We start from the raw sequence: 16,297 nt of genomic DNA on the forward strand, positions 1-16,297 counted from the left end.
CGGCGGTGAGGTCGACGGGCTCGCCGTGGCTCAGCGCCAGTGGTGTCCGGCTCAACAGGTGTCCCCTCGTTCGGCCAGCGGCCACGACGACAAAGGTTGGTGGAAGCGGGTGGGGCGCTTGGGGCCGGATCGGGACGTTCGTCCACGTGCGGCCTGTGGTGGCCTGCTGAACCGGCGTCGGCGAAGGGCCCGTAGAGCTGGGCGGGACGGGAAGCGCCCCTCGCCGGCCGGGGCGGTGCTTCCGCGGTGTCGAGATGTCCTGCGCAGGTGAACGGAGAACAGGTGAACGATCGGTACGACCAGGAACGCGATCTCAGGTTCGGGGTGCTGGGATCCATGCGGGCGCACCGCGGGTCGACGCCACTCGCGGTCGGGACCCCGCAGCAGCAGGCGATGCTGGCGGTGCTCCTGCTGAGCCCCAACGGTTCCGCGACCATCACCTGCCTGATCGAGGGGTTGTGGGGCGAGTCGCCGCCCGACGCCGCGGTCACCACCGTACGCACCTACGCCTGGCGCTGGCGACGGCTGATGGAGCCGGACCGTTCCGTGGCACCGGTGGTCCTGGTGTCGGCCGGGGACGGCTACCGTCTGGTGGTGCCGCCGAACGCACTGGACCTGTGGCAGGCGGAGGAGCTCGCGGCCCGGGCGGCCGAGGCCCGCTCGTTCGAGCGGTGGGAGGAGGCCGACTCCCTTCTCCTGCAGGCCCTTTCCCTGTGGCGGGGTGACCCGCTGGCGAGGCTTCCCGGTCCGTTCGCCCAGCGCCAGCGGGCCCGGCTCACCGAGCTGCGCCTCACGCTGATCGAGCAGCGCCTCGACCTGGCGCTGAGGCTCGGCCGGCACGCCCTGGCCGTCCCGGACCTCACCGCCTTCGTCTCCGAGAACCCCCTGCGCGAAAGCGCCCACGGACTGCTGATGCAGGCCCTGTTCGCCGGCGGTCGCCAGGCCGAGGCGCTGCAGGTCTACCAGCGGATCCGGCAGCGGCTGATCGTCGATCAGGGCCTGGACCCCGGCCCGGAACTGACCGAACTGCACCGCCGGGTCCTGGCCGGCGATCCCCGCCTGCTCGCACCGGCCCGGGAGGACGGGCCTCCCGGGCCTCCCGGGCTGCTCGCCTCCGGCCCGGCCCGGCCGGCGCCGGACCGGCCGCCGGCCGCCGAGCCCACTGAGCCCGCAGAAGCCGAGCCCGCGGAAGCCGGGCCCGCCGGGCCGGACGAGCGGCCGTCCCGGCGCGCCGCCGTACCCGACCACGGGTCCCGGGCACCGCTGCCCACGCCCGCGCAACTCCCCGCCGACACCACCGATCTCGTCGGCCGTACCGCGGTGGTGGGCCGGATGTGCGAGGTGCTGACCGGTGCCGGGCGCGGCGCCCCGGCCGTCCTGGCCGTCGCCGGCATGGGCGGCGTCGGCAAGAGCGTGCTGGCCGTCCACGTCGCCCACCGGACCCGCCGCTGGTTCCCCGACGGGCAGCTGCACGCGGATCTGCGCGGCGTCGACCAGGAGCCCGCCGACCCCTCCATCGTGCTGGCCGAGTTCCTGATCGCCCTGGGCAACCCCGCCGAGGCGGTACCGGACGGGCTGGAGGCGAGGGCCGCCCTGTACCGGTCCTCCCTGGACGGCAGACGGGTCCTGGTCCTGCTCGACAACGCCCGTGACGCCGCACAGCTGCGGCACCTGCTGCCCGGCTCGGCGGGCTGCGCGGTGATCGCGACCAGCCGGCCCCGACTGTTCGGGCTCCCCACCGACGCCGAGGTGGACCTCGACGTCTTCACCCCGGTCGAGGCCCTCGAACTGCTCGGCCGGCTGGTCGGCCCGGAGCGGCTGAACCGCGGGCACGAGGCGGCCCTCGACCTGGTGACGGCCTGCGGTTTCCTCCCGCTGGCGGTCCGGATCCTGGCCACCAGGCTGGCGTCCCGGCGAAGTTGGTCGCTGGAGTCGCTCACCCGGCGACTCGCCGACGAGCGGCGCAGGATCGCCGAGCTGCGGGTCGGCGACCTGGCCGTCGAAGCCGTCTTCGAACTGGGATACCGCCAGTTGACCCCGGCCCAGGCCCGGGCGTTCCGGCTGGTCGCCCTCGCGGACGGGCCCGACGTGGGGGTGGCCGCCGCCGCGGTGCTGCTGGACGCGGACGAACCGGAGACCGAGGAACTGCTGGAGTCGCTGGTGGACGCGGCCATGCTGCAGAGCCCGGCCGCCGGCCGGTACCGCTACCACGACCTGCTGCGGGTGTTCGCCCGGCAGCGGGCCCGGTGCGAGCTGCCCGGCGAGGCGGCCGCGGCCCGGTCCCGGTGGCTGGACTTCCTGCTGGCCACCGCCTGCACCGCGTTCCAGCGGGCGGTACCGGGCGACCCGGTCAGCGGCATGCTCGGGCCGGCCCGCTCCGCGGGCGAGCCGCTGGCCGACGTCCGGGCGGCCCGGGCGTGGGCGGTCGCCGAGTTCGAGGGCGTGGTCGCCGCCGCCGAGGAGAGCGCCCGCGGTGAGCACGGCGACCGGGCGGTGAGCGAGGCCACCGACCTGCTGATCGCCCTGACCCCGTTCGGCTGGGAGGTCCGGCAGGAGCTGCTGGCCCGCGGTGCCCGGGCCGTGCTCGCGGCGGCCGGCCGCGTGGACGACGCCAGGACGCTGGGCCGGGCCCGGTTCCTCAACGGCAACCTCGCCCTCCAGTCCTCCCGGCTCGCCGAGGCCGAGACCCATGCGCGGGAGGCGGGGCGGCTGGGCCGGATCGCGGGAGACACCGCGATCCTCCGGCAGGCGCTCAACGACCTCGGGATGGTCGCGCAGTTCCAGCACCGCTACGACGAGGCGGTGGTGTGCTTCGACGAGGCGATCACCCTGGCCCACGAGCTCGGCCACCGTTCCGGGGCGACCGCGACCACCCTGAACGCGGCGCTGGCCCGGGTCCGCAGCGGGCGCGTCGACGAGGCGGTCGAGGCCTGCGGGCGGGTGCTCGCGGAGCCGGACAGCCGGTCCGACCCGGCGTCCGCCGGCTACGCGCACTACGTGCTGGGCGTGGCCCTGCACCGGCTCGGCCGCCATGACGAGGCCGTCGCCCGCTACGGCGAGTGCATCGACCTGTCCCGGCGGGCGGGCCTGCGGGGACGGGAGGCCCGGGCCCGCTACCAGCTCGCCGACACCCTGCGCACGGTCGGCCGGGCCCGGGAGGCGGTCGACCAGGCCGACAGGGCGCTGCGGCTGTGCCTGGAGACCGGCTCCCGACGGGACGAGGGCCAGGCCCTGCTCGCCCTCTCGCGGGCGCTGGCCGGGGTCGGCCGGTCCGCCGACGCGCGCCTGCGCTGCCAGCAGGCGCTCGACCTGTTCCGGCAGTTGGAGCTGCCCGAGGCGGCCGAGGCGCGGCTGCTGCTCGACGCGACGGGCGGGGCCGTCCGGGGGGACGGCCGACCCGGCGGGAGCGACGGTCCCCCGGACGGCGGCGAGGAGTACGGCCGCCGGCCGGCGCAGGTCGAACGGGTTCCGGCCGTGGCGGCCCCGGACCATTACCTGGGGACGTTGCAGGTGTCGCACGAGCCAGTGGTGTTCCACTCGAGCGGTTCCGACCCGGTGTCCTGCGCCGACACGCCGGCGATCACCGCCGACCGTCCGTCGGCGGCGGCCGCGGCAGCCGGAGCGGACCACGGGGCGGCGAGGAGCAGCGCGGCGCCGGCGAGGAGCACCGCCGCGGTGAGCCGGGTGCGGTGGGAGGGGGACGTGGAACCGACGGGCATCGGCGGGAACCTTCCGGTGTACGGGAGTGCTGGCAGGAGGACTGTCGCAGAGTCCGGCTGAGCATCGATCAACGTCCGTTCAACGGAGGGTGGGCGGCGGGCCGAGGCCGAGGCCCGGCGGTCTCCCGGGACGGCCGGCGTCCCGGGCCGGTGTTGAACGTGCGTCGATCCTCCCGGAGCCGCTGGCCAGCACAATCGAGCCCACCGGGGGCCCGGCGAGCCGGACGTGCCGGCGCGGACCCCTGGTCCCGCACGCCTGCCGCCCGGTCCCTCGGGCCCCTGGCCCCGGGAACGTCGGCAGCATCCAGGAAGGACCGCGAGTGAACACCGCTCCGCAGCACATCCCGCTCTCCGTCGGGCAGCAGGCCATGTGGGTGGCCTGGAAGCGCGACCCGGGCCAGTGGACGCACATCATCCCCACCCCGTTCCTGGTGCGGGGCCGGGTCGATCCCGAGCGCCTGGCCCGGGCGGTGCGGGCCGTCGGCCGGGCCTGGCCGCAGCTGCGCGGGCGGGTCTCCGAACAGGGCGGCCGGCCGGTGCTGGACTGGTCCGACGCGCCCGAGATCCCGGTCCGCGAGTCGCACACCGAGTCGGCCCGCGTGGAGGCGGTGCGCCGCGCCTGGCAGTCCCCGTTCGACCTGCGGACCGGACCGCTGGCCCGGGTCGACCTGCTGCACTGCCCGGACGGGACGGTGCTGCTGCTCGCGGTGCACCACCTGGTCCACGACGGCGCGTCCGTCCTGCTCGTGCTCGACGCGCTGCGCCGGGCCTACGCGGACCCGACTCCGCTGCCCGAGGCGCCGGTCGGACCGGCGGCGGACTACGCGGCGCGCAGCTGGGCGCTGGCCGAGGGACCGGAGGGAGAGCCGCACCGGGCGTACTGGCGCCGCGAACTGGGCGGCGGCGCACCGGACTTCCGGCTGCCGGACGGTGTCGACCGGCCGCAGTACACGGCGGTCGCCCGCACGCTCCCGGCGGACCTGACGGCGCGGCTGCGGGACCGCGCCGCCCGGTTGGGCGTCTCCTACACCGCGCTCCTGCTGGGCGGGTACTTCGCGCTGCTGCGGCGCTGTACCGGCGCCGCCGACCTGCTGGCGTTCATCCCGTACCACGGGCGCTCCGACGCCTCGCTGCGGGACAGCGTCGGCTACTTCGTCAACACCCTGCCGGTGCGCTGCCGGGTCGACGACGCGGACTCGTACGCCGAGCTGCTGCCGCGGGTGTACCGCCGGCTCAAGGAGGCGCTGTCGCACGGGGACCTGCCCCTGCCCGCCATCATGCGGGCCGCCGGCCTGACCGGCCCCGAGGCGCAGGCCCGCACCCACCAGACGGTCTTCCAGGTGTGGGACGCCACCACCCGCGACGGGGTGGACGTGCAGCAGGTGCGGCTCACCGGCCTGGACTCGGACGCCGTGCTCGCCCTCCAGCCCATGGAGAGCACCGCCGGGTTCACCCTGGCGGCGATGGTGCGCCAGGACAGCTCCGGGACGAACCTGCTCTGGAAGGACCCGCGGGGGGCGCTCGGCCCGACCCTGGTCGCGGAGCTGGTCGGCGACTACGTCCGGATCCTGGAGGACATCGCCGCCGATCCGGACACCCCGGTGTCCGCCACGGTCGTCCGGGCCACCGCAAGCGCGCGGGTGGCGGCGGCCGTGGGCACCGGCACCCCCGGCCCGGCCGCGGACCCGGTCTGCGCCGACCCGGAACTGCTGGCGGCGGTCGCCGCCATCTGGGAGGAGATCCTGGGCTTCGCCGGAGTCCGGGCGGAGGACTCCTTCTTCGAGCTGGGCGGTCATTCGCTGCTCGCCGACGCGCTGGTCGCCGCCGTCGCCGAGCGGCTCGGGGTCGACGTGTCCCTGAAGACGTTGTTCGACGCCCCCCGGCTGGGCGAGTTCACGGTCGAGGTGCAGCGCGCCCGGGCCGTGGCCGGGGCGGCGGCACCCCACCGCGAGCGGCGGCCGGAGCCCGAGGCGCCCGGTGGCTGGGGCGCCCTGCCGCACCGGATGAGCCTCGGCGTCCGCCGGGGGGACCTCGGCGGTGACGGCGCCGCCGCGGTCAGCGTGATCTGCAAGGTCTTCCACTTCGCCGGGGCGTCGCTGGACCGCGCCAGGCTGGAGCGCGCGGTGGCGCTGGCGGTCCGGGTCAACCCGGCGCTCCGCAGCGGGTACCGGGCCGACCCGGAGGCCGGGCCCCAGTACCGCGAGGAGGAGTGGACGCCGACGGTCGACGCGGTCGACCTGGGCGACGTCGACTGGGACGGGCTGTGCGCCGAGGCCCGCCGGATCGCGGACCTGGAGGCGGCCGGCACCGGCCCCGACGGCGGCGGTGACGGCGGTGCGCGCCGGCGCCACCTGCGGGTGCTGTGCGTCCGCCGGACGGAGCCGGGCTTCGCGGTGGTGCTGCGGATCGACCACGCGGTCTGCGACGGCCTGTCCTACTCCCGGTTCCTGGAGGACGTCGGCGAGGCGTACACGGGCGGAGACGAGGAGGCCTTCCTCCGGGCCCGCAGCAGGCCCTCGCTGGCCACGGTCGCGGCCGCCGAGCGACGGGTGCTGGACGGCGACCGCGGCCGGGACCTGCTGGACGCCTGGCGCAAGCGGCTGCCCACCGGGGTCCCGCCGGTGCTGCTGGCCGACGAGTCCCCCTGGCCGGCCGGCCCGGTGCCGGCCGCCTCGGTGCCGTTCACGGTCGACGGCGAGGCCTACCGGCGGCACACCGCGGAGGCGCGGCGCTACCGGGTGACCAGCTTCGTCCTGGCGGCCGCCAAGGTGCTGCACGCGATGCGCCCCGGCGTCGTCAACGAGGAACTGGCCTTCTACTGCCCGTTCCCCGGCCGCTACGTGCCGGAGGCCGGGGAGGTGATGGGGAACTTCGTCAACCTGCTGCCGGTCGTGGTCGACACGCCGCGCGAGGCGAGCCTCGCGGCGACCGTGCAGGCCGTCCACGAGGGCGTCCGCTGGACCCTGCTCCACCAGGACGTCCCCTCGGACCGGGTCACCGAGGCGCTTCGCGGCGTCGGCCGGGCCGGTGCCGACCCGGCCGCGCACACCAGGGCGCTCTTCCTGGCCGGCAACCCGCCGGAGGCCTTCACCCTGGACGGACGGACCGGCGAGGCGGCCCTGCCCGATCTCGACCGGGCGCTGTTCGACCTGAGCCTGTGGGTCACCGACACCGGCCGCGGGCTGCGCGGCCTGGTCGTCCACCGGCGCGACCTGCTCTCCCGGCCCCAGGTCGAGCAGTGGCTGTCCGCTCTGCGCGAGCCGGTCGGACCGTCGACGGGGCACTGACCGCCATCGGGCCCGCGGAGGCCCGCCCTACGCTGACACCTCGTCGCTTGGAGAGCCAGGATGTTCGTGGAAGAACCCGACCCGCAGCCCGGGGCCCGGCCGCCGGCCGGACCGCACGCCGGAGCGACCCTGGTCGGGCGTGACGTCCAACTCGCCGAGGTGGAGCGGGCGCTGGCCCGGGCCGAGGGCGGCCGCGGGGCCGTGGTGTGCCTGGCCGGGCTGCCGGGCGCGGGGACCTCGGCCGTCCTGGACGCCGCCGCGGACCGCGCCCGGCGTCGGGGGTTCACCGTCCGCGAGGCCGCCGCCGGGCCGCACCAGCAGGACTATCCGTACGGGGTGGCCCGGCAGCTCCTCGGGCACCGGGTGCCCGGCCCGTCCCTTCCGGACGCCCCGGTGACCCCCGCCGTGGAACGGGCCGCCGTGGAACGGCTGCAGGAGGCGGTGCACCGGCTCTCGCTCGACACGCCGCTGCTGCTCGCCGTCGACGACGTCACCTGGGCCGATCCGCAGTCGCTGCGCTGGCTGCACTATCTCAGCCGTTGCCCGGGCACCCCGGTCGTGCTGCTGGTGACCCGCTGCCCGGCCGAGCGCGGCTGCGCACCGGAACTGCTCGCCGACCTGCTCGTACGGGCCCGGCACATCCCCGTCCCGGAGCTGACCGGGCAGGAGGTGGCCGTTCTCGCGGCGGCGGCGGCGGGGGGAGGCGAGGGATCCGCCGGCGCGCCGGAGGTGCTGCGGGACGCCGGCGGCAACCCGGCCCTGCTACGGGTCCTGCTGGATGCGGAGCAGAACGGGTCCCCCCTGCCGCACGACGCCGCGCTCCGGGCCGCGGAGCCGGCCGTCCGCATGGTCGAGCGCCTGCGGCGCCAGTCGCCGGACGCCGCGGAGTACGCCCGCTGCCTGTCCGTTCTGGAGCCGGCCGCACCGCGCCTGGTCGGCGAGGTCGCGGCGGTCTCCGGCGGCGACACGGAGGTGCGGCGGGTCCTCACGGCGATGGGCGTCCTCGCCGCGGACGGGACGCGGTTCCGGCACCCGCTGCTGCGGGACGGCGTGCGCGCGCTGGTCCCCGACGCCGAACGGGCCGGCTGGCACGCGGAGGCGGCCGTGCGGCTCTACCAGCAGTGCGCGCCGCCCGCCGACGTCGCCGGGCACCTGCTGGCGGGCGCCCCGGTCCGGCTGCCCTGGGTGGCCCCGCTGCTGCGCCGGGTGGCCGCGGACGCCCCGCTGGACGATGTCGCCCTGCCGGTCGCCTGCCTGCGCGGAGCCCTGGAGCAGCCGCTGGAGGACGGCGAACGGCCGGAGGTGCTCTGCGAACTGGCACTGGCGGAGGCCGGGGCGGACCCGGTCACGGCCCTGGTCCGGCTGGAGCGGGCGCTCGACGCCTCCACCACCGGGGCGCACGCCGAACGGCTGGCCGCCACCGCGGCCCTGATCGTCTACGAGGCTCAGGCCCCCGAGGGCGTCCCGGTCCTGGCCCGTACGGCCCGGACCATGTTCGGGGCCTTCTGCGGCACGGCGCGTGACGGTGCGTCGGCCGGGCTCCGGCTGCTGACCCGCGGCCCCGCGCAGGACGCCTGCGCGGGCGGTGACGCACCCGGGGCGCACCCCTCGACGGACCACGGCGAGCCGCGACCCTCCGCCACCCGGCGGGCGCTGGCGCTGCTGACGGCCGGGGATCCGACGGCGGCCGCGGGCTGGGCACCGGACTGGGCGCGGCTGGGCCCCGACGCCGCCCGCTGGGAGCACGAACTGCTGGTCGACGCCCTGCTGTTCACCGGGGACACGCGAGCAGCGCTGGACTGTGCGCGGCAGGCGCTGGAATACGCGCTGGACCACCGCGCCGAGGAGGACGCGACGGCCGGACACGTGCTGGCGGCCCGGGTCCACCTGGCGAGCGAGGAGCCCGACGAGGCCCGGGAGCACGCCCGGACCGCCCTGGACGGGGTGCTGGAGTGCCACGGTCTCCGGTCCCGGACGCCGTGGGCGCTGCGGAGCATCGCGATCTGGACCGAACTGGAGGTCCGCAGCGGCCGGCCCGACGCCGCCCGGGCGGTGCTGGAGCGCTTCCGGCTGACCGGCGGGCTCCCGCTGACCGTCGGTGCGCTGCGGCTGCGGCTGGCCCGCGCCGGGCTGCTGCTGGCCGAGGGCGCGCCGGAGGCGGCCCTGGCCGAACTCCTGGACTGCGGGCGGCGCCTGTCCGCCGTCCACCCGGCGCACCGCCGGGGCCTGCGCTGGCGGGCCCCCGCGGCCCGGGCCCTGCGCGAGCTCGGCCGGGCCGAGGAAGCCGCCGCCTGCGAGCGGGAGGACCCGGACGCGGGGCCCACGGCGCAGGTGCGGCCCGGCATCGCGGACCCGGCCCCGTTCACGGCCCGGTTCGCGGCGCTGGGCCGCCCGGGCGACGGCCGCGCTCCCGGTCCCGTCGGGCACCGCTGGGCGCTGACGGCGCACGAGCGCCGAGTGGCGGGACTGGCGGCGAACGGCCTGTCCAACCGTGAGATCGCCGAGCGGCTGACGGTGACCCAGCGGACGGTCGAGTTCCATCTCACCAACGTCTACCGCAAGCTCGGCATCGCCCGGCGCACCCAGTTGCACGCCTCCCTGGGGGGCGGGTCCTCTGCGGCGGAACGTCCGGCGGTCCGCCGTCCGTCCTGGTCGGCGGTGACGGCGGACGGCCCGGCCGACGCCGCCCTCCGGGCGCAGGCACGGGGGCGGACGGCGGCCCCGCGGCCCGTCGCGGCCGGACCGGGACGGGCCGCGGGATAGCGGGCCGCAGGGGCGGGGCGGCGAGGGGCCGCGGGATAGCGGTGCCGCAGGGGCGGGGCGGCGAGGGGCCGCGGGATCAGGCGGCGGGCTTGGTGCCGACCGCGAGCACCATCGGGGCGTGCGTCGCCTCGGGGGCCGCCTCTCCCCCGGGCAGCGGTACGGCGGGTGCCCCCAGGGCCAGGGCGTCGGCCAGGACCGGCGTGCGGACCTCGACCTCGGCGAAGCCCGCCCCCGACAGCACGTCCCGGTAGAAGTCGAGCGGCCAGTGGAAGTCCTCGATCTCCAAGGCCCCGGTCGAGCCGAAGAGTTGCACCCGACGGGACTCGCCCGAGGCGTAGCGCCGCCCCGGTTCGCCGGTGCGGAAGGTGGCGAAGCGGATTCCGGTGGTCTCCGGGTTGGAGTCCAGGACGGCGTAGCGGGCGCCCGGCCGCAGCACCCGGTACACCTCGGCCGTCACCGCCCGGATGGTCTCCGGTTCACCGATGTTGATGAAGACGAAGCAGGACATGGCGGCGTCCACCGAGCCGTCCGGCAGGAAGGACAGGTCGGCGCTGTCGATCTGCCGGTAGCGCACCCGCTCGTGGGTGCGCTGCTCGGTGGCGATGCCCAGCATGTGCGGGGAGATGTCGACGCCGGTGACCCGCAGGGCCGGATGGGCCCGCGCGGCGAGCAGCGACACCCGGCCCGGGCCGCAGCCGTAGTCGAGCAGGTGGCCGGGCTCGGACGGTTCGAGGCCGAGCGCCCGGAACACCAGGGGGAAACCGACGGCCTGTTCGGTGAGGTCGTCGTAGGCGTCGAAGTCGGTCGCCAGCTCGGCGTCCGAGGACCAGTTCTGGCCCATGGGGATCCTCTTCTCAGTCGGTTGGTGGAAAGGTGTCGCCGGCCCAGGCCCGTACGGTCGGGTCCGGCGAGGCGCGAAGCGCGGCCAGGACCCGTTCCGGGGTGAAGGGGGCGTGGTCGAGTTCGGCACCGGTGGCGTCGCGCACCGCGTTGGCGATGGCCGGGACGATCCCCATCACCGGCGACTCGCCGAGGCCCTTGGCGCCCAGCGGGCCGACGGGGTGCGGCTCCTCGATGAGGTGCACCTCCACGGGGATCCGCCACGGCGGCCGGGGAACCCCGTGCGCCAGCAGCGCGGTCTGCTCGACGGCGCCGTCCGGGGTGAACCGGACGCCTTCGGTCAGCGCCATGCCCACGGCCTGCAGCACTCCGCCCCGGACCTGTTCCCCGGCCTGGGCGCGCTGGAGCACCCGGCCGGTGTCGTGCGCGGAGTCGACGCGCAGCACCCGGATGACACCGGTGGCGCAGTCGACCTCCACCTCGGCGGCCTGGGCCCCGGCGACCAGGGCGTTGTCCGGGGCGGCGAAGGCGCCGCCGGCGGCCAGCCCCTCCAGGTCCGCGCGCAGCCGTCCGTCCGGGCCGAGCAGCCCGTCGGGGGACAGCTCACGCGCCCGGCGGAGCAGCTCCGCGGCGGCCTGCGCGACGGCGCCGGCGGTCAGGTAGGAACCGCGTGAGGCGAACAGGCCGGCGTCGGCCTGCCCGGCGTCGACCTCGACGTCGACCAGCTCCGGTGGCACGCCGAGCCGTTCGGCGGCGACCGAGGCGAGCACGGTGTGGATGCCCTGTCCGACGTCGGGGCAGGCGGTGAGGACGAGCACGCGGCCCCGCTCGATCCGGCAGCCCGCCTCGGCCCGGTCGGTGCCGACGACGCCGGTGAGACCGCTGAGGTTCACCAGGGCGGCGATCCCGGAGCCGCGGCGCAGCCGTCCGCCCGACGGGCGCTCGGGTGCGGCCGGCCCCGAGTCGGCCTGCGGCGCCTGCACGGCCCGCAGGCAGGAGGGGAGGGCGAACGAGCGGACCGGCCAGCCGTGCAGGGGGTCGGGATCGCCGGTGCGCAGGGCGTTGCGTTCGCGCAGGGTGACCGGGTCGATGCCCAGCCGCCTGCCGATGACGTCCAGCTGGCTCTCCACGGCGAACAGCACCTGCGGTGCGCCGTAGCCGCGGACCGCCCCGGAGGGCACCCGGTTCAGCGACACGCACACCCCCGTCGCCCGGGTGGCCGGGGCGGGGTACAGGGTCAGTGCGAGCGCGAGTCCGTTGGCGGTGACGCTGGGCGAGTGGCCCGCGTACGGGCCGCCCTCGAACACCGCGTCGATGTGCCGGGCGAGGATGCGGCCGTCGGTGTCGACACCGGTCACCACCCGCACCGTCGCCGCGTGCCGCACGCGGAACGCGGTGGTCATCTCGCGGCGGTCGGTCTCGACGGTCACCGGTCGACCGCCCGCCGCCCGGCTGGCCAGGGCGGCCACCGCGTCCAGCAGGAACTCCTCCTTGCCCCCGAACGACCCGCCGATGGCGACCGGTTCGTAGTGGACATCCGCCGGGTCCACGTCGAGCAGCCGGGCCAGCAGCGCACTGCTCGGCCCCGGGCACTGGGTCGCCGAGCGCACCAGGCAGCGGCCCTGACCGTCCCAGCGGGCGACGGCGGCGACGGGCTCCAGGAAGTGGTGCGGCCCCGCGTCGATCCGGGACGTGTGCTCGAAGACGTGCGCGCTGCCCGCCAGCGCCCGGTCCAGGTCGGCCTCGTCGCAGCCCATCGCGAAACGGGCCAACTCGTTGCCGGGGTGGTCGCGGTGCGCCGCGGGGCAGGACGGGTCGAGCGAGCTGGCGGGGTCCAGCACGGCGGGCAGCGGCCGCTCGTGGACGGTCACGGCCGCGGACCCGGCGCGGGCGGCGGCCCGGGACTCGGCGATCACGACGCCGACCACGTCACCGGGGAAGCGGGCCTCCCGGGTGAACACCGAGGTGTCGTCGCGGCTGCCGTGCGGGTTGGTGGAGAACCGGATGCCCGGGTCGTCGTCCGGGGTCAGGACGAGGACCACGCCGGGAACGGCGAGGGCGGCCGTGGAGTCGAGGACGACCTCGGAGTGCGGCCCGCGGGCCCGGACGAGTCGGGCGTACAGGCCGCCCGGCGGCTGGTCGTCCAGGACGTACCGGGCGAGTCCCGCGGCGCGGTCCCGGGTGTGGGTGTGGCGGGTGGTCATGCCGTCACCTCCCGGCGGTCGTCGGCGCCGGTTGCGGTGTCGGTGTCGGCGTCGGCGTCGGCGTCGGGGATGGCGGCGGCGTCGGCGTCGGTTTCGGTGTCGGCGGGGCACACCCCGCGCAGGACGTGGGCGGCGGCGGCCAGCCCGCCGCACCGGCAGAGGTGGCCCGCGAGCAGGTCTCGGATGTCGTCCTCGTCCGCGGGGAGTCCCCCGTGCCGGTCCATCCAGGAGCCGCAGGACACCAGGACGCCGGGGGTGCAGAAGCCGCACTGGACGGCGGCGGCCTCGGCGAGTGCCCCGATCACCGCGCGTCCGGCGGGCCGGTCGGCCAGGGTCGCGGCGGTGTCGACCCGGTCGCCGGCGCGGAGCCGGGCCACCGGCACCAGACAGGAGGGGACCGGCTCGCCGTTCAGCGACACCGTGCAGGCTCCGCACGTCCCCTCCTCGCAGCCGACCTTGACCGCTCGGTGCCCGTGGTCGCGCAGCCACCAGGCGAGGCTGTCGGTCGGCCTCGATCCGTCCGGCACGGGCCGCGCGGTGCCGTCGACCACGACGTCGGTGCCGGGAGCAGCGCAGGTCGGGCCGTCGGCGCGGGGCCCCGCGCAGGTCGGTCCGTCGCCGAGGGGGGCAGCGGCGCGCTGCGGTCCGGACGGGAGCCCGGCCGGCCCGGTGGTCAGTGCCTCGCAGGCCTCGGCCACCAGCAGCCGCATGATCCGGTGGCGGTACCCGGCCGACGCCTCCCCGTCGTCCAGCAGCTCGTCCGGCCCGGGCAGCCGGTCCGGCTCGACCAGGCGCGGGCGGGGCAGCCCCGCTCCGACGCAGACCGTGATCCCGCCGTCCGGGCGCCGGACGGCCGCGACCGAGACCAGGCTGGGCGCGATCGTCTGATGTCCGGTGAACCGGCGGTAGACGCCCGGAGCGGCCGGCCCGAGGTCCACCGAGAGCACGGCGAACGGGCCGGGCAGGGTCCACAGGTCCAGCGGGGACAGCTCGCGGACCGTGCCGTCGGCCGCGTCCAGGACGGAGACCGTCGCGCCGGACGCGGCCAGGGCGACCGGCAGGTCGGCGCGCGGCGACCGGGCCCCGAGGACACCGCCGACGGTGATCAGCCGCCTGACCCCGGGGTGGCCGGTGGCGGCGACGGCCTGGGCGATCGCCGGACGCCCGGCACACGACGCCGCCATCCGGGACAGCGGGACCATCGCGCCGACCCTGCCGTCCACGGCGCGGTCCAGCCCGAGCCCGCCCAGGTCCGCGGTGATCCGGCCCCAGGCGTCGGCGAAGGCCGCCGACATCAGGCCGGCGCCGCCGCCCAGGGGTACCGCCCCGCTCCGCAGGGCGGCCAGGAGGGCCCCCACGTCCGCCGGGCGGAGCAGCTCCACCCCGTCACCTCGACTGTTCCGCACCCGGGTCCCCCGTCCTCACCTGCCGCCGTGGTCGATTACCGGCCCGACGCTCCCAGGCGGCCGCGGGCGCGTCACTGCGGGAAGCCGCAGCGGGACGGGGCTGCGGCTTCCCGCAGTGGCCGGAGCGGCCGCCGCCGCCAGGCTTCGAGCAGCGCACCGCGAAGGAGCCCCCGATGTCAGACCCGTCGCCCGACCGCGACACCCTGCTCACCACCTGGTACGAAGCGACCCCCCGGCGACTCGGGGAGCACCTGCGACTCACCGCGACGCCGTCCTGGCTGGACTCCCCGGTCGTCGGCGCGGGCCTCGCCCTCGGCGCCGGCGGCGACGCCGGGCGGCCCGGCCCGGGCACGTGGGTGGCCGCCGGCCCCTGCCTCGGAGACTGCTCCGCCGGGCTGACCCTGGAGGCGCTGGCCGTCGTCTACAACCTGTTCGCCACCGCCCGCGCCGCCGGGCTGCGGCCGCTGCTGCACCTCGGCACCGCCGAGCTGGAGACGACCGATCCGCAACTGGCGCCGACCTGGCGGAGGGTGGCCGAGGAGGTGCGGGCCACGGCCGAGCACTGCGCCCGGCTGCTCGGCGTCCCGGAGTACCTGGTGTGCGAGACCGGCGAGCACAGCGCGCACCCGGCGGTGCGGCAGGCCGTCGCCCGGTCCCGCGACGTGGTCTCGGACGCGCGGTTGAACGGCGTCTACGACCTGTTCGGCCCTCCCCGGCCGCCGTCGCAGCGGCACGTCGAGGCCGCGCGCTCGTGCCTGGTCTTCCACACGCCCGGCGTGCTGGAGCAGATCGCAGGGGCACCGGTCGACAGGCTGGTGGTGCTCACCGACGTCCAGCAGGCGGCGCTGGTGGCGCTGGCGGCGGAGGTCGACGAGGCGGAGCTCGGGAGCGCCCCGGGCGGGGCCCGGGAGAGCGGGCGCCTCACCTGGCTGGTGCAGTGCCCGTTCCCGGCCGTGGACGGCAGCGCCCGGATGTTCCGGGCCGCTCCCGCCCAAAAGCTCCACGTCACCGCGGACCCGGCCGTCCTGGCGTACGACCTGGCGCGGATGCCCGCCCCCGTCCTGCGGGTCTGGGGCGCCTTCTGGTCGGCCGTCGACCCGGCCTTCCACGCCGCGGACCCGGCCGAACTGGCCGACGTCATCGGGCAGTTGACGCCGGACCGGGCGGCGGACCGGCAGCACCGGAGGGCGGTCGCATGCTGAGGCCGCTGTCCCGGGAGCTGCTGGAGGCGCTGCCCGGCCGCCTGGTGCAGACGCGGGTCCTCGCCGGACGGCTGGGCGCGCCGGACGCGGCGCTGGTCGGCGGACCGGGCCTGGTGGCCTGGTTCTGCGCACCGCCGGACCGGCCGGACTCCGCGGAGGAACTGCTGGTCGAGGAACTCGCCGACGCGCTCGGCATGCCGACGACCGTCGTCGTCGAATCCCCGGACGACGGGGCGGGCCCGCGGGGCGCGGCGGCCGCACCCGCGGGGCCCGGCGCCCGGCCGGGCCGGACGGTCGTGCCGCGCGCGGAACTGCCGACCGTGGAGGCGCTGCTGTCCTGCGCGGGCCGGTTGGGAGCGGCCGAGGCGGCCCACGCTGCCGAGGGCGGCCACCTCCCCGAGGTGCTGGCCCTGGCCGCCGCCGTCGCGGTGCTCGCCGAGGCGGCCGGCCGCGGGCGTCTCGCGCTGGTGTTCGCCGAGGAGCGGCAGGACGCCGTCGAGGCGGCGCTGCGGTGCCTGCCCGACCGGGCCCGACGGCGGACCACCGCACTGCTCCTGTCGGCTCCGGCCGCGGCCCTGCGTCAGCTGCCGCATCCGGACCGCGCCCCGGCCGGGGCGCTGGCGCGGGCGGTGCGGAGGCTGCCGTCCGGCAACCCGGACGGCGATCACGGGGTCACCCGGGTGGGCGGCTGCTCGGCACTGGCCGCGGCGGTCCGCTACGGGCAGCGCCGCAACGCCGACGCCGACCTGGGCCGGATCGTGCGCGACTGCCGTACGGGGGCGCCGTGTTCGGACTGCAAACCGACCTTGCTGCGGCTGATCGAGCCGCGGTGAAGAGCTGTGCCGCCGACCGGTGGCACAGGAACGAAAGGGCATC

General features: G+C 77.1%; 8 protein-coding genes. 5 read left to right on the forward strand and 3 right to left on the reverse strand.

What is annotated here, in order from left to right:
- The first annotated feature begins 282 nt into the window (after window positions 1-282).
- The 3 genes from ABTY56_RS35795 (at window position 283) to ABTY56_RS35805 (ending at window position 9,769) form a co-directional block, all read left to right on the forward strand.
- Entirely contained in the window at window positions 283-3,780 is a 3,498-nt protein-coding gene (locus tag ABTY56_RS35795; RefSeq protein WP_350633733.1) for an AfsR/SARP family transcriptional regulator, read from the forward strand.
- A gap of 259 nt (window positions 3,781-4,039) precedes the next feature.
- Window positions 4,040-7,006: a condensation domain-containing protein gene (locus tag ABTY56_RS35800; protein WP_350633735.1), complete on the forward strand. Its 2,967-nt coding sequence runs from the start codon at window positions 4,040-4,042 to the stop codon at window positions 7,004-7,006.
- A 60-nt stretch (window positions 7,007-7,066) separates the two neighbouring features.
- Window positions 7,067-9,769 carry an AAA family ATPase gene (locus tag ABTY56_RS35805; RefSeq protein WP_350633737.1) on the forward strand — a complete coding sequence of 901 codons (2,703 nt, stop codon included), beginning with the start codon at window positions 7,067-7,069 and terminating at the stop codon, window positions 9,767-9,769.
- Between the two features lie 76 nt (window positions 9,770-9,845).
- On the opposite strand, the gene ABTY56_RS35810 is transcribed toward ABTY56_RS35805, so the two are convergent.
- Genes ABTY56_RS35810 through ABTY56_RS35820 form a run of 3 tightly spaced genes read right to left on the reverse strand, consistent with a single transcriptional unit; the run spans window position 9,846 to window position 14,195 of the window.
- Complete coding sequence (locus tag ABTY56_RS35810) at window positions 9,846-10,610, reverse strand: class I SAM-dependent methyltransferase (RefSeq protein ID WP_350633739.1); 765 nt, start codon at window positions 10,608-10,610, stop codon at window positions 9,846-9,848.
- Window positions 10,611-10,623: 13 nt separating this feature from the next.
- Window positions 10,624-12,813, reverse strand: a complete 2,190-nt coding sequence (locus ABTY56_RS35815) for a xanthine dehydrogenase family protein molybdopterin-binding subunit (protein ID WP_350633741.1) — start codon at window positions 12,811-12,813, stop codon at window positions 10,624-10,626.
- Window positions 12,810-14,195 carry a 2Fe-2S iron-sulfur cluster-binding protein gene (locus ABTY56_RS35820; RefSeq protein ID WP_350633743.1) on the reverse strand — a complete coding sequence of 462 codons (1,386 nt, stop codon included), beginning with the start codon at window positions 14,193-14,195 and terminating at the stop codon, window positions 12,810-12,812. Before ABTY56_RS35820 ends, ABTY56_RS35815 begins: the two co-directional genes overlap by 4 nt.
- 197 nt (window positions 14,196-14,392) lie before the next feature.
- Here ABTY56_RS35820 and ABTY56_RS35825 point away from each other — a divergent pair, with 197 nt between their 5' ends.
- Window positions 14,393-15,421, forward strand: a complete 1,029-nt coding sequence (locus ABTY56_RS35825; protein ID WP_350633745.1) for a hypothetical protein — start codon at window positions 14,393-14,395, stop codon at window positions 15,419-15,421.
- Entirely contained in the window at window positions 15,415-16,254 is an 840-nt protein-coding gene (locus ABTY56_RS35830) for a hypothetical protein (RefSeq protein WP_350633747.1), read from the forward strand. Before ABTY56_RS35825 ends, ABTY56_RS35830 begins: the two co-directional genes overlap by 7 nt.
- The last annotated feature ends 43 nt before the right edge of the window (window positions 16,255-16,297 follow it).

This window comes from Kitasatospora sp. NPDC097691, assembly GCF_040302665.1.
Taxonomy (GTDB): domain Bacteria; phylum Actinomycetota; class Actinomycetes; order Streptomycetales; family Streptomycetaceae; genus Kitasatospora.